This is a genomic window from Synechococcus sp. CCAP 1479/9, assembly GCF_019038535.1.
In the GTDB taxonomy this organism is placed as follows: Bacteria; Cyanobacteriota; Cyanobacteriia; order PCC-6307; family Cyanobiaceae; genus Cyanobium.
In genome coordinates, this window is sequence record NZ_JAFKRK010000045.1 from 93,858 (window position 1) to 116,944 (window position 23,087).

Here is a 23,087-nt window from a genome sequence, read left to right on the forward strand (position 1 = left end):
CGGCGACGCCTGGGCAGGATCAGTGAGTACGGGGGTGCCAGGGCGGACGTGGCCTGTGGGCTCACCTTTAAAGGTCTACCCGGCTAGGCCGCAGCGGCCTCGATGATCGCCGTGGTGGAGGTCTCCACCGCCCGGGCCACCTCCCGCAGGGAGGGATCGGCCGAGAGGCCCGCAAGCATCGCCTCGGGGCGGATCATCCCGAGGCGGGTCTGGCCGGCTTCGGTGTAGACGGAGATCCGGCAGGGCAAAGCCATGTTGAGCGCCATCGTGGTGCTGAGCACAGTGGCGGCCTGCTGGGGGTTGCACACCTCGAAGATGCGGCACTGCTCCAGGAACGGCTGACCTTTGCTGCGCAGGGTGTTGCCCAGATCATGCACGGCCAGCAGGCCGAAGCCATGCTCCGCCACCGCCTTCTGCAGGGCGGCGCTGGCGGCCTCGAAGGATTTCGGCGTATCGAGGATGAAGAACGGATCCATCGGTGGCCTCAGGGTGTGCCGTACCAACTGCGATACCACTGGGACATCTGCTGGATTTCATCGCTCTGCACCCGCACCATGGCCTGCTGCAACTGACGAAGCTCCGGGTGCTGCGAATTGGTCTGGGCCATCGAGGCCATCATCACGCCCATCTGGTGGTGGGGAATCATCTGCTCAATGAAGGCACGGTCGAAGTCAGGGGCTGCGCTCAGGGCAGAGAGGTTCGTGCCACCACCCATCTGTCCCATGCCCATGCCCATGCCCCCGCCCATGCCCATTCCTCCACCCATGCCCATGCCGTTCTGCCAACCCCAGCCAGTGCCCGGACCCCAACTGGGCACATCTTTGCCAAACCACTGCCGGTACCAGGCGCGCATCTGGGCGTTCTCGCTGGTCTGACTGGCCTTGATGCTCTTCGCCAGTTCCTTGATCTCGGGCCGCTTGGCGCGGTTGAGGGCGAGATCGGCCATCGCGATCGCCCCATCGTGGTGGGGGATCATCATCACGATGAACTGCTGATCCGAGTGGCCCATCCCCATCTGGCCCGGGCCACCCACGCCTCCTCGATACCCGGGCATGCCGGCACCGCCCCCGTAGCCGGGCATGCCGGCACCGCCCATACCCTGGGACAGGCACCGGGTGCCAGCCCAAAGGGAGACCGTGATGATGCCTCCCGTGGCCAGCAGCAGGGCTGGCCGTCCGAAGAATCTTCGTCGTGGATCGTTGTTGGCCATTGTTTCGACACCGCTCGCTTGCCGTCCATTTCAAAGGTGGCCACGGGTTAGCAAGTGGCTTGACAATTCAGCCGAATGTTCACGTGACCTCCGCCGGCCGGGGGCTGCTCAGACGTTGAGATTCGGGCAGATCACGGCCGTGTTCGGCGCTGGATCGCTTTGCCAGTTCTGCAGCAGGCTTTGCAGTTCCCTCCTGAACAGACGCAGCTCCCGCAGCCGTTCGTCCACCAGATCGATCTGCCGTTGGAGCTGCCGCTGGATGTCGACGCAGGGGAGCTCACCGGCATCGTGCACCGCCAGACACTCCTGAATGTCATCAAGAGTCAGGCCGAGGCTCTTGAGCCGCCGGATGAATTCCAGGCGCCGCAGGCTCTCCTCACCGAACAGGCGGTAACCGCCTTCGCTGCGGCCCACCGCCGGCAGCAGGCCGAGATCTTCGTAGTAGCGGAGGGTTTTCACCGGCAGGCCACTGCGGCCGGCCAGAGCCCCGATCTTCATGCCGGTCTTCATGCCAACAGCTCCCATGGGCTTGACTCTCCTGCCGTGGGGAGACTCTAAGCTGACCTCAGGCTTGCTCCCCCACCACCCTGTGAACCGCATCGCTCTGGCTCTCCTGCTGTCGGCTGGCGCCTTGCTGAACCCCGGCGTCGTTCGGGCCCAGGCCAACGACATGTTCCCCAGCAAGGCCGCTGCGGAACAGCGCGCCAAGGAGCTCAAGTGCAGCGGCGCCTTCGCGATGGGCAAGGAGTGGATGCCCTGCAAGAACTTCGATGTCTATGAGAAGGCCGTCTCCAAGGAGAAGTGACCCCACCGTGCCCTTCCCGCCTCTGATTCTTGCCCTGACCATCCCCGCGACAACCCGATGATCCCGCACCACACCAGCCCCCTCCAACAGCCCTACCGGTGGGCCTTGCTGGTCGCCCTGTCGGCGGTGGCCTTCGCCCCGCTCCTCACCACTGCACCCGCTGCGGCGCACATGAAGGGCATGTTCAAGACCAAGCAGGAGGCGGAGCAACGCGCCGTCGAGCTCAAGTGCAAGGGCGCCTTTGCCATGGGCTCGCTGTGGATGCCCTGTGCCAATGAGCAGGCGCTCCACAAGGCCCTGCAGAACAACTGACCCCAAGCCGGCGATCCCCATGAGCCGCCGCCATCTGCGCCGCCGCATCCATCGAGCCCTGGTGCCGATCGCAGCGGTCCCCCTGATCATCACCGCGCTGTCGGGTTCGATCTATGGGCTGATGCTGGCGAACAACATCGATGCCTTCTGGCTGCTCAAGGTCCACACGGGCAACTTCGGGATGCTCAACCTGCAGCCCTATTACTCGGCGATCATCGGCATTCTTACGTTGATCATTGCCATCTCAGGCGTGGGCCTGCTGCTCGGCGGCCCCCGCGAGCGACCAGCATCATTGAGCTCAAAGGCGAACAATCAGGGACCAGGCTACGAAAATCACGGGACTTGAGTCTCCACCTAACTGGACACCACTAGCTTGAAGGGATGACCCCTTCCCCGAGCTCGTCTTGTTGTCATGCCGAGGGCCCAGCCGCATCGGCGGACGGCATGGAGCGGGAGTTGGCCCGGGAGCGCACCCTGTTGCGCCGCAAGGTCAGCGTGGCGGCCGTGCTCACCGTCCTGGTGGTGGTTTCCAGCCTGCCCCACATGCTCGGCACTGGGCATCATTCCTTCCTGCCGCTCTGGTTCACGAGCCCCTGGACCCAGCTGATCCTCACCACTCCGGTGCTGTTCTGGTGCGGGCGTGATTTTTTCACCGGGGCCGTCTCGGCCTTCCGCCAGCACTCCGCCGACATGAACACCCTGGTGGCGGCAGGCACAGGCATCGCCTACCTCACCTCGCTGTTCACCACCCTGTTCCCGCAGGTGCTGATCGCTGAAGGCCTGCCGACCGACGTCTACTTCGAAACCGCCGCGGTGATCCTCACCCTGGTGCTGCTGGGCCGCCTGCTGGAGGCCCGGGCCCGCGGGCAGACCTCAGAAGCGATCCGGCGGCTGCTGCAGCTGCAGCCCCCTACCGCCCGGGTGCTGCGGGAGGGACAACCGGTTGAAGTTCCGGTGTCGACGGTGGTGGTGGGGGACCTGGTGCAGGTGCGTCCCGGCGAAAAGATCCCGGTGGATGGGGAGGTGAGCGAAGGCAGCTCCTGGGTGGAGGAATCGATGCTCACCGGTGAACCCACGCCTGTCGCCAAAGCCGCCGGTGATGCCGTGATCGGCGCCTCGATGAACCGCAGCGGCAGCTTCACGTTCCGCGTCAGCCGGGTGGGGGGCGACACCGTGCTCGCCCAGATCGTGGAGCTGGTGCGCCAGGCCCAGAGCTCCCGCACCCAGGTGCAGCGCCTGGCCGATCAGGTGGTGGGCTGGTTCGTGCCGGTGGTGATTGCCCTGGCGATTACGGCCTTCGTGGTCTGGTTCCTCGTCAGCGGCAATCCCGTGCTGGCGATGCTGTTTCTGGTGAGCGTGCTGGTGATCGCCTGCCCCTGCGCGTTGGGCCTCGCCACCCCTACCTCAATCATGGTGGCCTCCGGCAAGGGGGCCGAGAATGGGCTGATCTTCCGCAGCGCCGAGGCCCTGGAGACGGCCGGCAAGCTGCGCACCATCGTGCTCGACAAGACCGGCACCCTCACCCGCGGCCAGCCGGAGGTGACCGATTTCGAACGGCTGAAAGGTGGAGCATTGCCGGCCGATACCCTGCTGGCCCTCACAGCCGCGCTGGAATCCCGCTCGGAGCATCCCCTGGCCGAAGCGATCGTGACCTATGCCCGCAGCCAGTTGAAGGACCGTGAACTCCCGGCGGTGGTGGACTTCGAGGCCGTGGCCGGCCGCGGCGTGCAGGGGGTGGTCGCCGGCCGGCAGGTGCGGGTCGGTACCCCCCGCTGGTTCGAGGAGCTCGGCATCGACACGGCCGCCCTCAAGCCCCTGGTGGAGCGTCTCGAGGCCGCCGCCTGCAGTGTGGCGGCCGTGTTGGTGGACGGGCGGATCGAGGCCTGCTTCGGTGTGGCTGATCCCCTCAAAACCAGTTCAGAAGCCGCCGTGGCCGCCCTGCGGCATCTGGGTCTGCAGGTGGTGATGCTCAGCGGCGACGCCCGACGCACCGCCGAGGTGGTGGCCGCCCAGGTGGGGATCGAGCGGGTGATTGCTGAGGTGCGTCCCGCCGACAAGTCCTCGGTGATTCGCAAGCTGCAGGAACAGGGCGAGGGCCCGGTGGCGATGGTGGGCGACGGCATCAACGACGCCCCCGCCCTGGCCCAGGCGGATGTGGGCATCGCCATGGGCACCGGCACCGATGTGGCGATCGCCGCCAGCGACATCACCCTGATCTCCGGCAACCTGGCCGGCGTGCCGGCGGCGATCGAACTCAGCCGGGCCGCCATGGCCAACATCCGCCAGAACCTGTTCTTCGCCTTCGCTTACAACGTGGCCGGCATCCCACTCGCGGCGGGCTTGCTGTTTCCGCTCACCGGCTGGCTGCTGAGCCCGATGATCGCCGGCGCCGCCATGGCCTTCAGCTCCGTGTCGGTGGTGAGCAATGCCCTGAGGCTGCGGAACTTCCGCCCCGCGCGCCTACCACTTCCAAGCACCTGATGCAGATCCTTGCTGCCGCAGCGCCCCTCTGGCGCACCATCGATCAACCCATGGCCCTCAAAGGGCTGGTGGCCATGGTTGGCTTGCTTCTCATCGCCTGGGAACTGTGGTGGTTCCTCGGCCGCCATGGCGGTGGCGTGGCGGCCGGCGAGAGCGAGGCGGGCGTGCAGGAGATCACCATCACTGTCGATGGGGGCTATGCGCCCTCGAGAATCCAGGTGAAGGCAGGGAGGCCACTGAGGCTGTCGTTTCACCGCATCGATCCGAGCGGCTGCGTGGCCCAGGTGATCTTCCCCGATTTCCACAAAACCCTCGATCTACCCCTTGAGGCCACCACCAGCCTGGAGTTGCCGCCCACCGAAGCCGGTGTTTATCCCTTCCACTGCGGCATGAACATGGTGCGCGGCGTGCTGGAGGTGGTGGAGGAGAGCGCCAACAATCAGAGCGCAAACAGGGCGTCGTAGTTGTGATATTCGCTCTTGCGTAATCCTTCCACCGCCAGCATCCTGCGCAATTCGATGATCTCGGCCCGCTGGGCCACGATCACGCCGCGAGCAAAGCGCCGAATCGTGCTGTTGGTGCTCTTGGCCAGGGCGTCGTGGGCCATGATCAGCGCCCCGCCGTGGTGCTCGAGCATCCCCTCCAGGAACCAGACCACCCGGTTGTCCTTGGTGGGTATCTCACCCATCATCCGCATGCCATCGATCTGGGCCTGGCTCATGCGGGTGAGGCCGGCGAGGCTGTCGGGATCGCCGCCGCTGGCTAGGGCCACGGGATACACGGGCGCCTGGGGATACCAGGCCTTGCGCCAGAGCCCCATGGCCCGGATCTCGCCCGCCTGATCGCGCCAGATCGTCTTGCCGAGGGCTCCCACGCCAGGTGCACCGATGCCGAAGACGAATTCACTCATCCGCAGCGCGCCGGTGTGGTGCTGCACCATCCCATCGATGAAGCGCAGGTCGTAGGTGGCACCGGCGGGACCCACGTCATGGGCGTGGCCGGCATGGGCCGGCGAGGATCCGGCAGGGGCAGACACCCCAGGCATGTCCATCATCCCCGGCATGCCCTGGTGCCCTTCATGATTCATGCCACCGGGCATCTGGGCCAGGGCAGGAGCCGCCACGCTGAGGGCAGAGGCGAGCCCGATCAAGGTGGCGGTGAAGTGGGACGGGCGCATGGCGGCAGGGTCACAGCAGCTCACCGTATGGTCTCCCCTTGGCGGGAGAGTCAAGGACCAGGGCCACAGCAAATCTGCGCCGGCCGATGCCAGCCCTCCAGGGCTTGACTCTCCTCCTGACTGGAGACCTTAAGGTAATGGCAAGCCTCATCGTCATTCCATGAACACCGATCACTTGTTTCGGTCTTCGCCTCTCCTTGGCTTGCTCGCCGGCATCAGCGCGCTCACAGCTGTCACCACAGGAGTCGGCTCACCCCTGCCAGTGGCGGCGGCCACCGCTCCGGTGCCCATCACCTCGTATCGCTCAGCCAGTTGTGGGTGCTGCAAGGGATGGATCCAGCACATGCGCGACAACGGCTTCCAGGTGCGAGATGTCGTCATCGCCGATTCCGACAGTGTCAAACGTCGACTGGGAGTCCCCAGTCAGCTGGCGTCCTGCCATTCCGCCCAGGTCGCTGGATATGTCCTCGAGGGCCACGTTCCGGCCGCCGATGTCAAGAGGTTGCTTCGGAGTCGCCCGCCGGTGTTGGGCCTTGCCGTACCGGGAATGGTGTTGGGTTCTCCTGGTATGGAATCGGCCAAGGCAACAGAGTCTTACAGCGTTCTGGCCTTCTCCTCCACCGGGCGCACCAGTGTTTTCTCGCGTCATTTCCCCTGAGGTCTCCCAAAAACCTTCTGCCGCAACCGGAGGACATGCCCAGCTTCTCCCAGCCCCATGCCATCGTGATGGGCTTGGGGCTGGGGGGCGTGATCAATTTCCAGCCCTTCGATCCCGATCGGATGGATGCCCGTGATGGCCGCGACCAATCCCAGCGCCGCTGAAAAGACACAGTGCTGGTGCGCTCGGGGGAGAAGGTGCGCCTTCGGGTGAGCTTTCTCGATTTCGCAAGTCGCACTCTCTCTCACTGCCACAAGCTCGATCACGTTGATCCGTTCATGCGCCACGTCCTGACCCTGTCGCTGGCCTTTTGGTGGCTGGCGGCTCCGGCGACGGCGGCGGATATGGAGGCGTGCCGGAACCTGCTGGAGCAACGCAATGCCCTGGCCGAGCAGACCATGAAGGCCGAAATCGCCCTGGTCCGCACCATCCGTGAACGGATCTGCCCGGTCCTCAGCCAGCAGGCCGATGGGGCCAATGCCAACGACCGCAACGAGACGACCATCGACTACCAGGCCCTGATCGAGTGCCGCCACAAGGCGGAAGAACAGCTGCTGCGCAGCCGGCGGGTTCTCTACGTCAACCGCCAGCAGTTCAGGTTCTACACGGCGGCTGGAGCCAAGCTGGCCCGGCAAGCCGATGGGCTGATGCAGCAGATGCAGGATCAGGAGTGTCCCCAGCTGCGTTGATCAACAGCCTGCGGACACACAGCCCCACCCACCCTTGACCCTGAAGTGACTACAGGCTGTTTGATGGGGTCTGGATGACAGGACCATGGCGGAACATTGCTGCAACAGCGGAACCAGCGGGCAGACGGCTGGAGCCACCACGGCGCCGCAACCGGAGCCGGCAAGCGCCAGAGAAGCGCGGTTTCGGATCAGCGCCATGGATTGCGCCACCGAAGAAACCGAGATCCGCCATGCCCTCGCAGGTGTCGACGGCATCCGCGGCCTGAGGTTCCTGCTGGCCGAGCGCGTTCTGGCGATCGATGCCGAAGCCGCAGGGCTCAACTCCGCCCTTGCCGCAATCCGCCGGCTGGGATTCAACCCGGAGCCGATCAGCTCCGATCACCGGCCTTCTGCCGCCCAGACCCGCGCCGAACGGCGCCTTGAACGGCTCCGCCTGGCGGGCTCCCTGGCATTGGCGCTCACGGCGGAGCTGCTGCATCTGGTCGTTCCCGCCTACCCGGGCCATGAGCTGGTGGAGATCGGGATCGCCATCGCCGCGATCGCCCTGGCGGGCTTCTCCGTGTTTCGCAAGGGCCTGGCCGCCCTGCGCCAGGGCCGGCTCAACATCAATGCGCTGATGAGCGTGGCGGTCACGGGCGCCTTCCTGATCGGCCGCTTCCCGGAAGCCGCCATGGTGATGGCTCTCTATGCCGTGGCCGAGGCGATCGAAGCGCGGGCGGTGGAGCGGGCCCGCCAAGCGATCACCAGCCTGATGGCCCTGGCTCCCGACGAGGCGGAGATCCGCCAGAGCGATGGCCGCTGGCAGCGCGTGTCCGCCAGTGCTGTTGCCATTGGAGATGTGGTGCGCGTTCGCCCGGGCGAGCGCCTGCCTCTCGATGGCACGGTGCTCAGCGGCGAGAGTGCGATCAACCAGGCCCCGATCACCGGCGAAAGCCTGCCGGTCGACAAGGGCCCAGGCGATGCGGTGTTCGCGGGCACGATCAACCAGGGCAGCGCCCTCGAGATCCAGGTAACGGCGCCCGCCTCGCTCAGCACCCTGGCGCGCATCATCCAGGCCGTGGAGGAAGCCCAGGCCTCCCGTGCTCCGATCCAGCGCTTCGTGGATCGCTTTGCGGCCCGCTACACCCCGGCGGTGTTCGTGGTGGCACTGGCTGTTGCCCTGCTGGCGCCGCCCTTGCTGGGGTTCACCCCTCTGCAGGCGATGTACAAGGCGCTGGTGCTGCTGGTGATCGCCTGCCCCTGTGCGCTGGTGATCGCTACACCGGTCACGGTGGTGAGCGGCCTGGCCACCGCCGCCCGTCGCGGCATCATCATCAAAGGCGGCCTTTACCTCGAGGAGGCCCGCAAGATCAAGGTGTTGGCGCTCGACAAGACCGGCACGATCACCCTGGGCCAGCCCAAGCTGGTGGCCTTTTCCCCTCAGCGAGAAGGGCCAGACGCTGGCGTTCTCAAACAGTGGGCCAGCAGCCTGGCGGAGCGCTCCGACCATCCGGTGTCGCGGGCGGTGGCCGCAGGCCTCGATGGCGAGCGGCTGGCCGTGGAGTCCTTCGAGGCTCTGCCGGGGCGCGGGGTGCGCGGCGTGATCGCAGGGCGGCCGCTGATGCTGGCCAACCACCGCTGGATCGAGGAGCTGGGCCTTTGCTCCAGCGGACTGGAGGCGTCGATGCAGGTCCATGAGCGCCAGGGTCGCTCGCTCAGCCTGCTGGCGGATGACAGCGGCGTGCTCGCCCTGATCGCCGTAGCCGACACCGTTCGGCCCAGCTCCGCTGCCGCCATGGAAGCCCTGCGATCCCTGGGCGTCACCCCGGTGATGCTCACGGGTGACAACGCAGCCACCGCCGGCGCGATTTCGGCCCTGGCCGGCATCGAGCAGGTGAAGAGCAACCTGCTGCCCCAGGACAAGCTCGAGGCGGTGGCCGATCTGCAGGCCCGCTACGGGTTCACGGCCATGGCAGGAGATGGCATCAATGATGCGCCGGCTCTGGCCCAGGCGGACATCGGTTTTGCGATGGGGGCTAGCGGCACCCACATCGCCGTCGAAGCTGCCGATGTGGTGATCATGAACGACGATCTGATGCGCGTACCGGAAACGATCGCCCTCTCTCGCCGCACCTTCCGCATCCTGCGCCAGAACATCGTCCTGGCCCTGGGAATCAAGGCCCTTTTTCTGGTGCTCACCGTGGCCGGGAACGCCACGATGTGGATGGCGGTTTTCGCGGACATGGGCACCAGCTTGATCGTGATCGCCAATGGACTTCGACTGCTTCGCACTCCCACGCTTGGCAAGATCAAGGGCTGAGCCTGGTCGGGAACGATCAGACCTGAGCCTTGTCGATTCCAGCCGAACGGTTCAACTCCATGAGGATGCCACAGGTCTTCACCTCATCCGGTTGCTGACAAAGCCCTCTGAGCTGCCGTAGCTGATCCTGGAGTTTGTGCAACTCATTCACGCGGGCATCGACCTCGGCGATCTTCTCGTCCAGCAGGGCATTCACCGTCAGACAGCTTCCGGATGGTGTGTCGAGCACCCCAATCAGGATGCGGACCTCCTCCAGGCTCATGCCAAGGCTGCGGCAGTAGCGGATGAAGCGCAACTGCTCCATATGCCGCGGCGTATAGAGGCGATAGTTGCCATCCGTGCGCTGTGGCAGCGGCAGCAAGTGCTCGCGTTCGTAATAGCGGATGGTTTCGATCTTCACCCCGGTGGATCGTGCCAACTCGCCAATCTGCATGGATTCATCCCCTTGGGTTGGCAAGTCGGGCGGACAAGCCTCCCTGGCGCAACGCTAGGCCCTTGACCCTGAAGCCACTCCAGGCTTTTCAATGGCCGTATCTCAGCCGTTCTCTCCCCCTGTGAGCAGCGCTACGCGAACCAAGCCTCTCTCCAGCCGTCGGGTCGGCCAGGAGCCAGGCCGGCCCTGGGTGCGCCTCACCATGGCCGTGCTCGCCACGATCGGCATGATCGATACCGGCTCGATCACCGCCAAGCGCTGGGGTTGGATCGGCAGCCTGTCCTGTCCGGGCGGTAGCGATGGCTGCGACAAGGTGCTCGGCAGCGCCTGGGGCACGCTGCTGGGCCAGCCACTTTCTCTCTTTGGGTTCCTGGCCTACGCCACGGTGCTCCTGCTGGCCCTGATGCCGTTGCTGCGAGGAGGTCTGCGGGCCCCTGCCTCGGAGGGCAATCGCTGGGCTCTGTTCTTCACCAGCAGCGGCATGGCCGTCTTCAGCCTGGTGCTGATGGGGCTCCTGGTCTTCGAGATCAAGGCCTTCTGCACCTTCTGTGTGGTGTCAGCCGCCCTCAGCCTCGCGCTGTTCCTGTTGAGCCTTGTTGGAGGTCGCTGGATCGACCTTGGCCAGCTGATCTTTCGCGGAGTGATGACAGCCCTCCTTGTCGGTCTGATGGGGCTGGGCTGGGCGGCCTCGGCGGACCAGCCTGTCGCTGCAAGCGGGCGCGCGGCCCCAGCTGTGGTCAGCGCCAGTTCGCCGGCCAAGATTGCCCTGGCGGAGCATCTGAGCAGCGTCGGTGCCCGGGTGTTCACGGCGTACTGGTGCCCCCACTGCCATGACCAGAAGGAGGCCTTCGGCAAGGAGGCTGCCGCCAAGCTCCAGGTGATCGAATGTGCCGAAGACGGTGCCAACACCCAGGCGCAGCTGTGCAAGCAGCAGGGGGTTCAGGGCTATCCCAGCTGGCAGATCAAGGGCGTTATGGATTCGGGCGTCAAGCCGCTGAACACCCTCGCCGATCTCAGTGGCTACACGGGTCCTCGCGACTTCTGAGCAGGCAATCACCCTGCCAGGCCAGCCATTCCCCGATAAGGGACCAACGCCACCCTCGCCCTAACCTCCAGCTCCGCTGGCATCGCTTCATGCCTGATGCACCGCTCGGCACCGCCGCCCGCATCGACACGCAGGCCGTGGAGGTGCCTGCCGGCCTGGGCACGCTGCGCACGTTCCTACGGGTGCTCGGACCCGGGTACCTGGTGGCCGTCGGCTACATGGATCCGGGCAACTGGGCCACCGATCTGGCGGCCGGGTCCCAGTTCGGCTATCGCCTGCTGTGGGTGATCGGGCTCTCCAGCCTGATGGCGATGGTGCTCCAGTCGCTCTGCTGCCGGCTGGGCATCGCGACGCGGTTGGATCTGGCCCAGGCCTGCAGCCAGCTCCTGCCGCGGTTCTGCCGGATTCCCCTGTGGCTGCTGGCCGAGGTGGCGATCATTGCCTGTGACCTGGCCGAGCTGGTGGGCAGCGCCATTGCCCTGCAGCTGCTTTTCGGTCTTCCTTTGCCCTGGGGGGTGGGCCTAACGGCCGCCGACACCCTGTTGCTGCTGGCCCTGCAGCGCTTCGGGATCCGCCGACTGGAGGCCCTGGTGATTGCCCTTGTGGCCCTTGTGGGCGGTTGTTTCGCGGTAGAGATGTTCTTGCTGCAGCCCAATTGGAGCCAGGTGGGCCTGGGCTTTCTTCCGCAGGCCGCCAGCCTCAGGGACGGCCAGCAGTTGTTTCTGGCCGCCGGCATTCTCGGGGCCACGGTGATGCCCCACAACCTCTATCTGCATTCCTCACTGGTGCAGACCCGCCTCTGGGCCGGCGGCCGCGGGACGCAGCGCAGGGCGCTGGCCTTCAGCACCTGGGACACCCTGATCGCCCTCAGCCTGGCCTTTCTGATCAATGTCTCAATCCTGGTGCTGGCCGCCGGCAGCTTCTACGGACGACTGCCGCAGCCGGTGACGGACCTCAGCGAGGCCTACCGGTTGCTGACGCCGATGCTGGGCACGTCGCTCGCCAGCGTGCTGTTCGGGGTAGCCCTGCTGGCGGCGGGCCAGAGCTCCACCCTCACCGCCACCATGGCCGGCCAGATCGTGATGGAGGGGTTCCTGCAGATCCGGCTGCCGGACTGGAAACGGCGGCTGCTCACCCGAGGCCTGGCCCTGATCCCGGCGATGGCCACGGTGATCCTGTTCGGCGAGCGGGCCACCACGAATCTGCTGGTGCTGAGCCAGGTGGTGCTGTCGCTGCAGTTGCCCTTCGCGGTGATCCCGCTGGTGTGGTTCTGCGGGCGGCGCGGTCTGATGGGCGAGCTCAGAGCGCCGCTCTGGCTTCAGGCAGCAGGCTGGCTGTGCGCCAGCGTGATTGTGATGATCAACCTGTCGTTGCTCACCACGGTGCTGCGGGGCGGCTGAACTGTTGACTGCAGCCTCTGCGAGGGCCCATGCCGCAGCTGGCGGACAGCAAGAAGCCCGAGGGTGGCTTCCGCGTACAGGAGCGCCGCCATGCTCAGGGCTGAACCCTCCCCGGCGAGGGTGCTGATTAGGGGGGCGCTGCAGCCGAAGAGGACGGCGGTAGTGATGGCTGCCAGCTGGCCTTTGCGTTGCTGAGCAATCAGCTGCTCCATCGCTTGATCAGTCCTGAAAGGGGACAGAAGATCCAAGCCAAGTCCGATGGCTCAATACTCGAGCAGTTTGGCGAGGTCTGGGCCAAATTCCTCATGGGATCCCAACCGGCCGGGGAGATGGAGGGCCCGGCTGGCTACCGCTGACAGGGCTGTCATCGCCGCCAGGGATTTCGGTGGCGATTGATCAGCGATCACCACGGTGAGGGGTTGCTGCAGGGTGGAGACCGCTGCCAGCCAGCCATCGGGGCGATCAAACGGATCCAGCCCCCCGGTCACAAAGGCGGCGCTGGCAAAGCGCGCACCGGGCTGGCGGGCAATCCGTTGCCGTGCCTCCAACCCAGCTTGCGTCAGGCCCGGACCGGCCACATCCACATGACGCCGGCTCATCCAGCCCAGCACTCCTGCAGAAGTGTTTAGGCGGTAGAGCAGCGAACCGATCAGGGGTATTTCCACCAGGAGACGGATGGCGTTGAAGACCCGACTCCGCCGCCCCGCCATGGTGGGGAACGGCCCGCGCCAGGTGGGGGCAACCACGACCCATTCCCTTGTCTGCAGACCGCGTGTGGCAGCCAGTAGGGCGATGCCGGCTCCATGGCCGGCGGCCAGCAGACCACAATCCACCGGGCAACAGTCGCGGCGGAAGTCCACAAGGAAGGCAGCCAGCAAATCAGCGTCGTAGGCAAGGCGCCGCCGCTCGCTCCCCCCGAAGCCCGGCCAGTCCACGCTGATCAGGCGGGGTAACGAGTCGGCATCGCCAGAGCGGCCACAGATCGCCTCGATGAACGGCTGCCACTCCTGGCGGCTGGAGATGGTGCTCAGCGCGGGTAGTAGCAACCAAGCAGGGCCATCGCCGCCAGAGATCCCGTAGGCGACGCGGATGGTCTGGCCTTCATGGGACCAGACGTAGGTCAGATCCCGATCGTGAGAGGCCTCCGCCGAAGCCTTGGTGGGACCAAGGGGAGCCTGGGCCATGGGCATGGAGGAAGCTGTCTTCATCAAGGCTATTGTGCACATTCACACAGTAAGGCGATGACCCCAGAGCGAGGTCGCTGCTCCTCCAGCCGGACAGGGAAGGTGATGCTCTCCTGCTGGATTCCAGAAGCTCTGCGGATGGAACTGGACCGGGTCTGGGCCGCCAAGGGCCTGAGGCCCCATGGCCGCACCCAGCAAGGGATGGAGGACATGATCGCCGCCTACCTGGCGGCCCAGCAAGAGGAATAAACGTGAGTAATCGACACCGCAACCAAAGCGGGCACGACCACGTGCACATTCACGATCACGATCACGATCACCACGACGATCATGGTCACCGCAGCAGTGCCCCCGGGGCATTTCGCTGGAGCATCGTGCTCAACAGCGGCCTCACAGCCCTGCAGTTGGTGATCGGCTTTGGCTTTGGCTCAGTGGCGCTGATCGGCGATGCCCTCCACAACCTGGGGGACGTGGTGGGCCTGTTCCTTGGCTGGGGGGCTGAGCGTCTCAGCCAAAGGCCCGCCTCAGGCCGCTTCACCTATGGCTATGGGCGCAGTTCCCATATGGCTTCCCTGGTGAATGGACTTCTTCTTTTCTCTGCCGGTGTTGTGGTGGTGGTGGAAGCCATTCAACGGCTGGTGCATCCTGTGCCCCTCGTAGCTGGCCCGGTCGCCTGGGCTGCCGCCGCCGGCATCGCGGTCAACCTCATCTCAGCTCGCCTGTTCGGGCAGGACCACCACCACGACCTCAACCAGCGGGCCGCTGTGCTGCATCTGCTCACCGATGCCGCCGTGTCGGTGGCGGTGCTGGTCAGTGCCGTGCTGGTAGGTGTTACCGGCTGGCTCTGGCTCGATGCAGTCACCGCCATTGGTGTGGGGGCGGCCGTGATCTGGAGCGCCAAGGGCCTGCTGGCCGAGGCCATCGCCGTCAATCTGGATGCCGCTCCACGGCACATCGATGTTGATCGGATCCGCCAGGCCCTGCTTGACCTCCCGGGTGTGGTTGAGGTGGAGGAGTTACACGTGTGGGGGGTGAGCACCTCACGGACCGCGCTGACCGCTCACATTCTGTGTCGAGCGGCAACGTTCACAGACGCCGGCGAGTTCCTTGAGCAGGCGCGCCGCCGTCTGGCAGAGATGGGCATCCGGAAGAGCACCCTGCAACTGGAGACAGCCGGCGACTGCTGAACCAGTGGAAGATGCACCCTTCGGGTCCATGCCACCTTCGCGATCGCCCGCAAGCTGCAGGGCACCCGGGGCTGCACCGTCTCGGTGATCTGAGTCCCAAAAGGACCAGCCCCATGGGCCTCACGGCTCCCTTTTTCGCCGAGGGCTCTGGGCGAGACACCAGCGGGGGAGGGGGCGGCCCTCCTCAGCAGCACTCAGAAGGTTCCTGCTTAACTTCTGGCGCTGATTCTTAACTTCGCCACAAGGACAGAAGCCGCCCACAGGTTCATGTCAACACTTGGCCTGAAGATCCATGATAAAGCCGTGTAAAAATCTCACTTGAGATGGTTCAATCAATCTCAGTATCAGCAGTAGCGATGCGTCTCAGCCTCCCTGGCGATGACCATGGCGGTGATGAACATCACTGACGTGAGCATGCTCGTGCTCAATCGGTGCGTGCTGATGCTCATGGGCATGCCAATAGGCCTGCTGTGGATCGCTTGAGAGCTGGTCATTCCGAGGGTGGTCGTGGCTGTGGTGGGGGTCTCCGCCGGTCGGGTCGTGCCTGTGACGATGCGCATGGCTGAAGGCGTCATGGCGATGCCAATGGGCATGGTCTTCCTTGAGCAGAACGGCAACGCCGAGCAGCATCAGGGCTGAGGCCGTCCCCATGCCGCTAGTGAATGCCTCGCGCAGCACCATTACGGAGAACAGGACGCCTACGAACGGAGCCGTTGAAAACACCACGGATTCGCGCGCCGCACCCAGATGGCGTAGGGCCAGCAGATCAAGCCAGATCGAGAGGCCGTAGCCCATCGCGCCGATCACCAGCAGTCCGAGAAGAACGGGCCAGGCCGGCAGGGATTGGCCGGCCGCCAGGGCCAGCAGCAGCATGGGAGTTGAGGCCCCGATCGCCTTCAGCATCGCGATCTGGAGGGGGTCGCGCTGGCTCAGGCGCTGGCTCAGGTTGTTGTCGATCCCCCAGGCCAGGCAGGCGCCGGCGATCAGCAGGGTGCCCTGCAGAGTTGCTCCGTGAAGAGAGCCCTCCGTGAGCAGCACGGCACCGGAGAGGATCAACACGGCCGCGATCAGCCCCCTGCGGCCGAGGTGCTCACGGCCGATCAGCACCGCGATCAGCAGCGTGAACACCGCTTCCAGGTTCAGCAGCAGCGAGGCGGAGCCCGCCGAAAGCAGGGTGAGACCCTGGACCAGGCAGATCGGACCAACCATCCCCCCTAGAACGGTGAGCCCCAGCAGCGGTGGAAGGTCACGGCGCTGCACCGGTGACTCCTGCTGCTGCTGACCACGGAACCCCCGCACCATCAGCAGCGCGATGCCAGCTCCGGCGTAGAGCAGCGCCGCGATCATCAGCGGCGAGCCTTCTTGGCTGACGACGCTGATCAAGGGAGCGCTGAGGCCGAAGAACACCGCGGCCAGCAGGCCAGCGATCAGCCCCTGCCGCTGTGGGTTACCCCTCACTCTCGTCACAGGATCGCCGCCAATGGCTTCAAGCCTCGCGCAGGCTTGCGGAGCCGGGGAAGCAACCAGCGTCCGAAACTGGCATAGAGGGCGGGGAGCACCAGCAGGGTGAGGCTGGTGGAGGTGAGCAAACCACCGAGCACCACAATCGCCAGGGGTTGGAGGATCTCGTTGCCGGCCCCGAAGGCCAGGGCCAGCGGCAGCATGCCCAGGGCCGAGGTGAGGGCGGTCATCAGGATCGCGTTGAGGCGCTGCAGGCTGCCGGCGCGGATCACCTCCTTGAGCTCCAGCCCTTCGGCGTGGCGGCGACTGTAGTTGTCCACCAACAGCAGGCCATTGCGGACCGCCACCCCGAATAGGGTGATGAATCCAATCAGGGAGGCCACCGAAAGCACACCGCCGGTGAGCAGGATCGCTACCAGGCCACCGACAAGGGCCAGGGGCAGATTGATCAGGATGGCAATCGTGGCCGGCAGAGATTTGACGGACACGAACATCAACACGGCAATCACCATCGTGGCCAGCAAGCTGTAGAGCACCAGGTTGGCGGTGGCCCGCTCCTCTGATTCGAACTGCCCGCCGTAGCGGATCAAGTAGCCGCTGGGCACCTTGATCTTGGTGTCGATCGTCTTTTGGATGTCGCCGACGACCGTTCCCAGTGGCCGGCCACTGACGTTGGCGGACACCACGATCAAGCGAGACACATCCTCCCGGTTGACCACATTGGCGCCCAGTCCGTTGTCAATCCGGGCCAGGGATCCCAGCGGCAGCATGGTGCCGGCGGGGGTTGAGATCGGAATGGCGCGCAGGGCATCGAGGCTGTTACGGGATTGCTCGGGCAGCATCACCACCACATCGGTGCGATCGGTGCCGTTGCTCACCACCTGGCCCACCGTCTTGCCGTTGAGGGCGATCTCCACCGCATCAGCGAGTTGCTGCATCGTCAGTCCGTTGGCGGTGGCGGCCTTGCGATCGAAAGCGATCTGCACCTGCTGGATGGGCAACTGGGGTTCGAGCTGCAGATCCACCACCCCCTGGATCGGTTCGATGGCGTCACGCACCTGCTCGCCGATCCTGCGCAGTTCGGCCAGGTCGGGCCCGTAGATCTTGATCGCGATGGCGCTGCGCACCCCCGAGAGAACCTCATCCATGCGGTGGGAGATGAAGCCGCCGATGTTGGGTGCCACGCCTGGAAGGCGAAGAAAGGCTTGGCGGAGTGCGGCGATGGCGGCAGGGCGATCCTTCATCGCCGCATCGCTCAACTCCACATCCACATGGGCCAGGTTGACGCCTGCCCCATCGGCATCTCCCGGGGCCCGGCCGGTACGAACCTGCACCCACTCAAACAGTGGATTGGCCTTGAGGGTGTTGGACAACGCCAGCCCGGCGCGGTTGGTCATCTCCAGCGACACGCCTGGATAAAGCACCATCGAATTCACCAGGGACTTCTCGCGGAACTCCGGCAGGAACACCCGCCCGAGGCTGGGCAGGATGGCGCAGGCCAGCACCACCACGGCCAGGGCCACGGCCAGCACCCGCTTGGGTGAGTTCAGCGCCATCTCCAGCATTGGCCTGTAAGCCCTCTCGGCCCAGGTGGCGATCCAGGTGCTCTCAGCGGGGAGCCGTGTGTTCGCCAGCAGAATCCCGCAGAGCGCTGGCGAGAGGGTGAGTGCCACCAGGGTGGAGGCGGCGATCGACAGCAGATAGGCCAGGCCCATCGGCGCGAAGATCCGCCCTTCCACTCCTGTGAGGCTGAAGATCGGCGCGAACACCACCACAATGATGACGGTGGAGAGAATCACTGGTTGGCGCACCTCCACCGAGGTTTCGTACACCACCTGCAGGGGATTCTTGGGCTGGGCGGCCACCTGGTTCTGGCGCAGGCCGCTGTAGCAGTTCTCCATGTCGACAATGGAATCGTCGACCACCGAGCCGATCGCTACCACCAGCCCGCCGAGGGTCATGGTGTTGATCTCCAGCCCAAAGGCGCGCATCAGCATCAGGCCGATCAGCAACGACAGGGGGATGGCACTGAGGGTGATGACGGCGGTGCGCCAGTTCATCAGGAACAGCAGCATCACCACCGAGACGATGGCGATGCCTTCTAGCAGTGAGCTGCTGACGTTCTTGATCGCCGTGTCAATGAAACTGGCCTGCCGGAAGGTGCGCTTCACTTGAATGTCGCCCGGCAAGGTCTTGCTGAGGGCGGCGATCCGCTCCTCCACCTCACGTGTGACTCTGGGGGTGTCGATGTCGGGCTGCTTGTTGATCATCAGCACCACCGCCGGCTTGCCGTTGAAGCTGCCGTCGCCGCGCTTGAGGGCGCTGGCCAGCCGCACGGTGGCGACATCCCCGAGCCTGAGCGATTGGCCTTTGCTGCCTGTCACCACGGAATCGGCGAGTTCCTCAGGGCTGCTTGCCTGGCCGCTGGCGCGGATCAGTTTCTCCTGCCCGCCCGCGATCAAAAAACCGCCGGGTGCATTGGAGCTTGCCGCTGCAGCCGCCTCAGCCACGGCCTGCAGCGACACATTGCGGGCCTGCAGTTGCTGGGGATTGATCTGGATCTGCTGCTGGGCTTCTTCACCGCCATAGAGGGTCACCTGGGAAACACCGGGCACCGCCAGAATCTGGTTGTTGAAGGTGGTGGCAACGATCCGGCGCAGCTCCATCGGCGTGGTCGGGCCGCCGCCCTTCAAGGTGAAGGCGTACTGCAGGATCGTGCCCAGTGGCGACACGAGCGGGGAGATGGCCGGCGCGCTGGCATTGGCGGGCAGCTCCGCCTCGATCTGCTGCAGGCGTTCCGCCACCGATTGGCGTGCCCGGTTGATGTCGGCGTTCTGATCGAAGATCACCTGCACCATCGAAAGCCCCACCTTCGAGGAGGAGCGCACGGTTTCCACTCCCGGCAGTCCGTTGACGGCCGATTCGATCGGCACGGTGATGCGTTGTTCCACCTCTTCTGGTGCCAGACCATCGGCGGTGGTCTGCACATCCACCTGGGGTGGGGCGAACTGGGGAAAGACATCCAGGGGCATGCGGCTGAGGATCGAAAGGCCCCAGAGCGTGATCAGGATGGCGACCACAACCACCAGCCAGCGTTTGGCGATCGAGGTGCGCAGCGTCTGGTTGAGCAGGCTTTCAAACATGGGAATGGGTTGAGTGGCGGTAGAAAGCGCAGGCTTCGGGTGTCAGTTCTTCTTCCCCAGGCGGGAGGCCACGACCACACCGCCCACCACCACCACCGCAGCACCGGCCCCGATCACCAGGGGGTTGAGGCCTGCGGCGGCCGAGGGCGCGGCCACGGCTGGGGTGGCTGGGGCATCAGAAGCAGCGGCGGGGGTTTCCTCACTGGCGGCCACGGCGCTTTGGCTCTTCTTGGATTCGGCGTAGAGCGAGAGGGCCCCCTGGGTCACCACGTCGTCTCCCGGCGAGATGCTGCCGTCGGTGATTTCGATCTGATCGCCCTTGCTGGCGCCGGTCTGGAGGAACACCGGGTCGTAGGTGGTGCCGCTTTTCACGAAGGCCAGCGGCTTGCCATCCGCATCCACCACCGCGGCGACGGGTATGGAGACCACACCGCCGGCTTCGGTGGCAGGGGCGGTGGTGATGCCCAGCATGGAATCGATCTCGGCGCTTGCCTTCACCTGGCGCACGTTCCCCTGCTGCTGAAACTCATCGCCATGGCCCACATGGGCCACGGCCGGATGGAGTCCGCCGATGGCCAGGCTGCCGAGGGTCATGGTTCCGAGGCTGAGGCTGGTGGCCAGAAGAAGGGCGCGCATGCTGCTGCTGCCGCGAGGGCAGGACAAGGACCCGCAGAGGATGCCGCAGTGGGGATGAAAAACAGGTGAAACCGCTTGCGCTACCTAGGATCAGCCGCAATGTCTGACTTCTGGCCCAGGCCCATGCCCCTGCGCATCCTGTTGGTGGAGGACGAAGCGGAGCTGGCCGGGGCGATCCAGACGGTGCTCAGGGCCGAGCAGCATGTCGTCGATCACGTGACGGAGGGTCTGGGGGCCTGGAGCCTGCTGCGCAGCGAGCTGGCCACCTACAACCTGCTGATCGTCGATTGGATGCTGCCGGGTCTTTCAGGCCCTGAACTCTGCCGTCGGGTGCGCGGGGCCGGTCTGACCCTGCCGGTGCTGATGCTCACTGCCCTGGCCGACACCAGCCACCGGGTGCAAGGCCTTGATGCCGGCGCCGACGACTACCTGAGCAAGCCGTTCGCGATGGAGGAACTGCTGGCGAGGATCCGCGCGCTGCAACGCCGCCAGCCCAACTACCGCGAGCCACTGCTCAGTTCCGGGCCCTATGTGCTGGATCCGGCCCAGGGCTGCCTCACCGTTCAGCGGGGAGAGGAAACCACCAGGATCAACCTGTCCGCGAAGGAACTCCAGCTCATGGCCTTTCTCATGGAGCATCCGCAGGAGATCATTCCCGGAGCGCGACTGCGGTCCCAGCTCTGGTCGCTGGATGAGGATCCGATCAGCAATGTGGTGGCGGCCCAGGTGCGTCTGCTGCGGCGCAAGATCGCCAGTCACGGGCTGCCCTGTCCGATTGTCACGGTCCCCTCGAAGGGTTACCGCTTTGATCCGGAGCCTGAGGAAGAGCCATAGAACGGCTCGCTATGGCCAGGCCTGGTCCCATGTCCCGTAGCCGGATGCGGCTGGCGGCTGTCTACCTGCTGGTGATCGGGGTGATCCTCTATGGCGCAGGCCTTGGGATGTTGGGCCTGTTGATGCGCTCCAACTGGTCGGCCCTCGAGCGCGAGGTGGAAACCCTGGCCGGCACCTTGCATGACAGCCTTAAGCCGTTGCTGCCGGCGGAAGCCAAGCCTTCTCCCCAGCTGGCCGCGGTGCTGCCTGGGCTTTGTCTGGTGGGATCCCCATGTCAGCCGGCCCCCTCGCTGATCCCGCGCCACGCCGTCAGCATCACGGACCCGGAGCGGTTCTACCTGCGCCTGCTGGATCCCAGCGGTGGACTGATCGCCCACTCCCCGGGATCGCCAAGGGCCAAGGCAGAACGCCCTGGCCCCGCCTGGACGGTGGTGGCAGGGCCTGGAGGCGAACGCTTCCTGCAGTATTCGATCCACCTGCACCGTTCCCACACGCCAGCGGACCCTGGCGCGAATGCGCTGGAGATGGATTGGGGGTATCTGCAAATCGGGCGCAGCTTGAGCGGGCTCGACGCAGAGCGGCAACGACTGTGGTGGGCAACTCAGACGATTGTTGTGTTGGCCCTGGTGGTGGCAGGCCTGGCCAGCTGGTGGCTGTCGGGTCTGGCGATGCGGCCGTTGCTGGCGGCGTACCGGCAGCAGGAGCAGTTCACCGGCGATGCAGCCCACGAACTGCGCGCACCTCTGGCCAACCTGCTGGCCGTGGTGGAAGCCCACAGGACGAAGCCTCCGGCTGACGCCGTCGCCAGGGACCAGATGCTGGCCGCGGTCCAGGGGCAGGGGCAACGGCTGAGCCGCCTGATCAGCGACCTGCTGCTGCTGGCCCGGCTCGATGGTCCCGAGGCCGGAGCCGCCATGCAGTCCTGCTCCTTGACGCAGATCGCATGCGATTTATTGGAGGAGACCAGCGAGGCGGCGTCGATTGCCGAGGTGCAGCTCCGCCTGCAGAGTGGTGATGACGATCTCAACGTGTTGGGAGTGGAATCGGAGCTCTATCGGCTCGTGTCCAACCTGCTCTTGAACGCGATTCAGTACACACCGTCAGGCGGGGAGGTGCTGCTGAGCCTGAGGCGCGAGGGAAACCTTGGGCTGTTGCAGGTGCAGGACAGCGGTATGGGCATCACTCCAGCCGATCAACAACGCATCTTCGATCGCTTCTTCCGCAGTGATCCCGGTCGTTCCCGCCGTCAGGGCGGCACCGGCCTTGGCCTCTCGATCGTGGCGGCGATCATCCGTCGCCATCGCGGCGAAATCATCGTGGCTTCCAAGCCGGGTTCCGGGAGTGTCTTCACCGTGAAACTGCCCATGGCCACAACGCCGGCACCGCCATCAGGATCAACGGCCTGCCCCCATTGACCGCATGTTCGGCTTCTGATGCTGTGCCGGGGCCTCCGCCCCCACAGATCACCACCACATCGGAGCTGAGCACGTTGATCACATTGCGGGCCATCCGCATGCCGGTGAACACGGCCAGATCCAGTTCCGCCGTGCTCTGCCTGTCGTCGTCGTTGCCTACATCGGGCAACACCCCCACCACTAGGTGCCCCTCCACCCGTGATGCGCCGCGGCTGGCCGCCGCCATCACCCCCGCCGGGCGGCCACCGGTGAGCAGCACCCAACCCTTGCGGCTAATGCACTCCCCCATTTCCTCGGCGATGGCCACAGCCTCAGCGGAGGCGCCCTCTCCATCGCCCATCACACCCACCACCGCCCGCCGGCTGCTCATGCCACCTCCGGGCACCAGCCCCGCTGGCGCGTCATGTCTTCGGTCCAACCCTGGCAGCGGCGGGTGAGGTGCTCCCCATTGGCCAGCAAGCCCTGATGCAGCTGGCAGGTGAGCACCGGGATGCCGTTCACCCCGGCGTGGTGGCGAAACCAGTGGCAGGTCATGCAGACCTTGCGGCTGCGGCTGGCCAGCAGCACCTCCTCATCGAGGTAGGGCCACTGCTCGTAGCCGCCATCGTCCGCCGCTGGGCTGGGGGCCAGCCGTGTGCCTCGGGAGCGGGGTGGGGAAGCAGCCACGACAACACCAGCACAGAGAACACCTGTACTAGCAGAAGTCGTTTGGTTCTGG

General features: G+C 65.5%; 25 protein-coding genes. 14 read left to right on the forward strand and 11 right to left on the reverse strand.

Annotated features, from left to right (window positions below):
* Positions 1–83: 83 nt before the first annotated feature.
* The 3 genes from KUG38_RS16160 to KUG38_RS16170 form a co-directional block, all read right to left on the reverse strand.
* Positions 84–476: a DUF302 domain-containing protein gene (locus KUG38_RS16160; RefSeq protein WP_216923383.1), complete on the reverse strand. Its 393-nt coding sequence runs from the start codon at positions 474–476 to the stop codon at positions 84–86.
* A gap of 8 nt (positions 477–484) precedes the next feature.
* The gene (locus KUG38_RS16165; protein WP_216923385.1) at positions 485–1,210 is read right to left on the reverse strand and encodes a DUF305 domain-containing protein; all 726 of its coding nucleotides are present in this window, start codon (positions 1,208–1,210) and stop codon (positions 485–487) included.
* 108 nt (positions 1,211–1,318) lie between these two features.
* Positions 1,319–1,708, reverse strand: coding sequence for a heavy metal-responsive transcriptional regulator (locus tag KUG38_RS16170; protein WP_286196141.1), 390 nt, complete (start codon positions 1,706–1,708; stop codon positions 1,319–1,321).
* Positions 1,709–1,799: 91 nt separating this feature from the next.
* On the opposite strand from KUG38_RS16170, the gene KUG38_RS16175 reads away from it, so the two are divergent.
* The 5 genes from KUG38_RS16175 (at position 1,800) to KUG38_RS16195 (ending at position 5,272) form a co-directional block, all read left to right on the forward strand.
* Positions 1,800–2,015 carry a DUF3721 domain-containing protein gene (locus KUG38_RS16175; RefSeq protein ID WP_216914354.1) on the forward strand — a complete coding sequence of 72 codons (216 nt, stop codon included), beginning with the start codon at positions 1,800–1,802 and terminating at the stop codon, positions 2,013–2,015.
* A 105-nt stretch (positions 2,016–2,120) separates the two neighbouring features.
* Entirely contained in the window at positions 2,121–2,327 is a 207-nt protein-coding gene (locus KUG38_RS16180) for a DUF3721 domain-containing protein (RefSeq protein ID WP_286193045.1), read from the forward strand.
* Between the two features lie 19 nt (positions 2,328–2,346).
* A complete protein-coding gene (locus KUG38_RS16185; protein ID WP_216914350.1) occupies positions 2,347–2,673 on the forward strand; it encodes a hypothetical protein in 327 nt (108 codons plus the stop codon).
* A 98-nt stretch (positions 2,674–2,771) separates the two neighbouring features.
* Entirely contained in the window at positions 2,772–4,808 is a 2,037-nt protein-coding gene (locus KUG38_RS16190; RefSeq protein ID WP_286196142.1) for a copper-translocating P-type ATPase, read from the forward strand.
* A complete protein-coding gene (locus tag KUG38_RS16195; protein WP_216923392.1) occupies positions 4,808–5,272 on the forward strand; it encodes a cupredoxin domain-containing protein in 465 nt (154 codons plus the stop codon). Before KUG38_RS16190 ends, KUG38_RS16195 begins: the two co-directional genes overlap by 1 nt.
* Here KUG38_RS16195 and KUG38_RS16200 read toward each other — a convergent pair.
* The gene (locus KUG38_RS16200) at positions 5,248–5,985 is read right to left on the reverse strand and encodes a DUF305 domain-containing protein (RefSeq protein WP_216914344.1); all 738 of its coding nucleotides are present in this window, start codon (positions 5,983–5,985) and stop codon (positions 5,248–5,250) included. The two genes, KUG38_RS16195 and KUG38_RS16200, sit on opposite strands and share 25 nt — an antisense overlap.
* A 160-nt stretch (positions 5,986–6,145) precedes the next feature.
* On the opposite strand from KUG38_RS16200, the gene KUG38_RS16205 reads away from it, so the two are divergent.
* From KUG38_RS16205 to KUG38_RS16215, 4 genes are all read left to right on the forward strand, one after another.
* Complete coding sequence (locus KUG38_RS16205; protein WP_286193043.1) at positions 6,146–6,643, forward strand: DUF411 domain-containing protein; 498 nt, start codon at positions 6,146–6,148, stop codon at positions 6,641–6,643.
* A gap of 35 nt (positions 6,644–6,678) precedes the next feature.
* Complete coding sequence (locus tag KUG38_RS17020) at positions 6,679–6,807, forward strand: hypothetical protein (RefSeq protein ID WP_286193042.1); 129 nt, start codon at positions 6,679–6,681, stop codon at positions 6,805–6,807.
* Positions 6,808–6,921: 114 nt separating this feature from the next.
* Positions 6,922–7,332, forward strand: coding sequence for a hypothetical protein (locus tag KUG38_RS16210; protein WP_216923394.1), 411 nt, complete (start codon positions 6,922–6,924; stop codon positions 7,330–7,332).
* Between the two features lie 196 nt (positions 7,333–7,528).
* On the forward strand, positions 7,529–9,631 hold the full coding sequence (locus KUG38_RS16215; protein ID WP_216923396.1) for a heavy metal translocating P-type ATPase: 2,103 nt from the start codon (positions 7,529–7,531) through the stop codon (positions 9,629–9,631).
* Between the two features lie 16 nt (positions 9,632–9,647).
* Here the strand turns inward: KUG38_RS16215 and cadR are convergent, their stop codons facing one another.
* The gene (cadR, locus tag KUG38_RS16220; RefSeq protein ID WP_216923398.1) at positions 9,648–10,064 is read right to left on the reverse strand and encodes a Cd(II)/Pb(II)-responsive transcriptional regulator; all 417 of its coding nucleotides are present in this window, start codon (positions 10,062–10,064) and stop codon (positions 9,648–9,650) included.
* 91 nt (positions 10,065–10,155) lie between these two features.
* On the opposite strand from cadR, the gene KUG38_RS16225 reads away from it, so the two are divergent.
* On the forward strand, positions 10,156–11,109 hold the full coding sequence (locus KUG38_RS16225; protein ID WP_286196144.1) for a vitamin K epoxide reductase family protein: 954 nt from the start codon (positions 10,156–10,158) through the stop codon (positions 11,107–11,109).
* A gap of 89 nt (positions 11,110–11,198) precedes the next feature.
* On the forward strand, positions 11,199–12,509 hold the full coding sequence (locus tag KUG38_RS16230) for an Nramp family divalent metal transporter (protein ID WP_216923402.1): 1,311 nt from the start codon (positions 11,199–11,201) through the stop codon (positions 12,507–12,509).
* Positions 12,510–12,772: 263 nt separating this feature from the next.
* Here KUG38_RS16230 and KUG38_RS16235 read toward each other — a convergent pair whose 3' ends face one another.
* Positions 12,773–13,693, reverse strand: coding sequence for an alpha/beta fold hydrolase (locus KUG38_RS16235; protein WP_216923404.1), 921 nt, complete (start codon positions 13,691–13,693; stop codon positions 12,773–12,775).
* Between the two features lie 251 nt (positions 13,694–13,944).
* On the opposite strand from KUG38_RS16235, the gene KUG38_RS16245 reads away from it, so the two are divergent.
* Positions 13,945–14,880, forward strand: a complete 936-nt coding sequence (locus KUG38_RS16245; protein ID WP_353617358.1) for a cation diffusion facilitator family transporter — start codon at positions 13,945–13,947, stop codon at positions 14,878–14,880.
* 363 nt (positions 14,881–15,243) lie between these two features.
* On the opposite strand, the gene KUG38_RS16250 is transcribed toward KUG38_RS16245, so the two are convergent.
* From KUG38_RS16250 to KUG38_RS16260, 3 genes are read right to left on the reverse strand one after another with little or no spacing between them, the layout of a single operon-like run.
* Positions 15,244–16,347 carry a DMT family transporter gene (locus KUG38_RS16250; RefSeq protein ID WP_353617846.1) on the reverse strand — a complete coding sequence of 368 codons (1,104 nt, stop codon included), beginning with the start codon at positions 16,345–16,347 and terminating at the stop codon, positions 15,244–15,246.
* Entirely contained in the window at positions 16,344–19,484 is a 3,141-nt protein-coding gene (locus tag KUG38_RS16255) for an efflux RND transporter permease subunit (RefSeq protein WP_216914327.1), read from the reverse strand. The genes KUG38_RS16250 and KUG38_RS16255 overlap by 4 nt, the downstream gene beginning before the upstream one ends.
* Positions 19,485–19,526: 42 nt before the next feature.
* Complete coding sequence (locus KUG38_RS16260) at positions 19,527–20,120, reverse strand: efflux RND transporter periplasmic adaptor subunit (protein WP_216923406.1); 594 nt, start codon at positions 20,118–20,120, stop codon at positions 19,527–19,529.
* Between the two features lie 129 nt (positions 20,121–20,249).
* On the opposite strand from KUG38_RS16260, the gene rppA reads away from it, so the two are divergent.
* Complete coding sequence (gene rppA / locus KUG38_RS16265; RefSeq protein ID WP_502988707.1) at positions 20,250–20,954, forward strand: two-component system response regulator RppA; 705 nt, start codon at positions 20,250–20,252, stop codon at positions 20,952–20,954.
* Between the two features lie 44 nt (positions 20,955–20,998).
* Positions 20,999–22,369 carry a two-component system sensor histidine kinase RppB gene (gene rppB / locus KUG38_RS16270; protein WP_216918381.1) on the forward strand — a complete coding sequence of 457 codons (1,371 nt, stop codon included), beginning with the start codon at positions 20,999–21,001 and terminating at the stop codon, positions 22,367–22,369.
* On the opposite strand, the gene KUG38_RS16275 is transcribed toward rppB, so the two are convergent.
* Both KUG38_RS16275 and KUG38_RS16280 read right to left on the reverse strand, forming a co-directional pair.
* Positions 22,302–22,739: an SLOG cluster 4 domain-containing protein gene (locus tag KUG38_RS16275; protein WP_216923410.1), complete on the reverse strand. Its 438-nt coding sequence runs from the start codon at positions 22,737–22,739 to the stop codon at positions 22,302–22,304. The genes rppB and KUG38_RS16275 overlap by 68 nt on opposite strands.
* On the reverse strand, positions 22,736–23,035 hold the full coding sequence (locus tag KUG38_RS16280) for a galactose oxidase (protein WP_353617847.1): 300 nt from the start codon (positions 23,033–23,035) through the stop codon (positions 22,736–22,738). Before KUG38_RS16280 ends, KUG38_RS16275 begins: the two co-directional genes overlap by 4 nt.
* Positions 23,036–23,087: the final 52 nt, after the last annotated feature.

Bases quoted from the DNA above. Each gene is read 5' to 3' on its own strand.
- KUG38_RS16160 (WP_216923383.1), bottom strand. From the start codon at position 476: ATGGATCCGTTCTTCATCCTCGATACGCCGAAATCCTTCGAGGCCGCC.
- KUG38_RS16165 (WP_216923385.1), bottom strand. From the start codon at position 1,210: ATGGCCAACAACGATCCACGACGAAGATTCTTCGGACGGCCAGCCCTG.
- KUG38_RS16170 (WP_286196141.1), bottom strand. From the start codon at position 1,708: ATGAAGATCGGGGCTCTGGCCGGCCGCAGTGGCCTGCCGGTGAAAACC.
- KUG38_RS16185 (WP_216914350.1), top strand. From the start codon at position 2,347: ATGAGCCGCCGCCATCTGCGCCGCCGCATCCATCGAGCCCTGGTGCCG.
- KUG38_RS16190 (WP_286196142.1), top strand. From the start codon at position 2,772: ATGGAGCGGGAGTTGGCCCGGGAGCGCACCCTGTTGCGCCGCAAGGTC.
- KUG38_RS16195 (WP_216923392.1), top strand. From the start codon at position 4,808: ATGCAGATCCTTGCTGCCGCAGCGCCCCTCTGGCGCACCATCGATCAA.
- KUG38_RS16200 (WP_216914344.1), bottom strand. From the start codon at position 5,985: ATGCGCCCGTCCCACTTCACCGCCACCTTGATCGGGCTCGCCTCTGCC.
- KUG38_RS16205 (WP_286193043.1), top strand. From the start codon at position 6,146: ATGAACACCGATCACTTGTTTCGGTCTTCGCCTCTCCTTGGCTTGCTC.
- KUG38_RS17020 (WP_286193042.1), top strand. From the start codon at position 6,679: ATGCCCAGCTTCTCCCAGCCCCATGCCATCGTGATGGGCTTGGGGCTG.
- KUG38_RS16210 (WP_216923394.1), top strand. From the start codon at position 6,922: ATGCGCCACGTCCTGACCCTGTCGCTGGCCTTTTGGTGGCTGGCGGCT.
- KUG38_RS16215 (WP_216923396.1), top strand. From the start codon at position 7,529: ATGGATTGCGCCACCGAAGAAACCGAGATCCGCCATGCCCTCGCAGGT.
- cadR (WP_216923398.1), bottom strand. From the start codon at position 10,064: ATGCAGATTGGCGAGTTGGCACGATCCACCGGGGTGAAGATCGAAACC.
- KUG38_RS16225 (WP_286196144.1), top strand. From the start codon at position 10,156: ATGGCCGTATCTCAGCCGTTCTCTCCCCCTGTGAGCAGCGCTACGCGA.
- KUG38_RS16230 (WP_216923402.1), top strand. From the start codon at position 11,199: ATGCCTGATGCACCGCTCGGCACCGCCGCCCGCATCGACACGCAGGCC.
- KUG38_RS16235 (WP_216923404.1), bottom strand. From the start codon at position 13,693: ATGGCCCAGGCTCCCCTTGGTCCCACCAAGGCTTCGGCGGAGGCCTCT.
- KUG38_RS16255 (WP_216914327.1), bottom strand. From the start codon at position 19,484: ATGTTTGAAAGCCTGCTCAACCAGACGCTGCGCACCTCGATCGCCAAA.
- KUG38_RS16260 (WP_216923406.1), bottom strand. From the start codon at position 20,120: ATGCGCGCCCTTCTTCTGGCCACCAGCCTCAGCCTCGGAACCATGACC.
- rppB (WP_216918381.1), top strand. From the start codon at position 20,999: ATGCGGCTGGCGGCTGTCTACCTGCTGGTGATCGGGGTGATCCTCTAT.
- KUG38_RS16275 (WP_216923410.1), bottom strand. From the start codon at position 22,739: ATGAGCAGCCGGCGGGCGGTGGTGGGTGTGATGGGCGATGGAGAGGGC.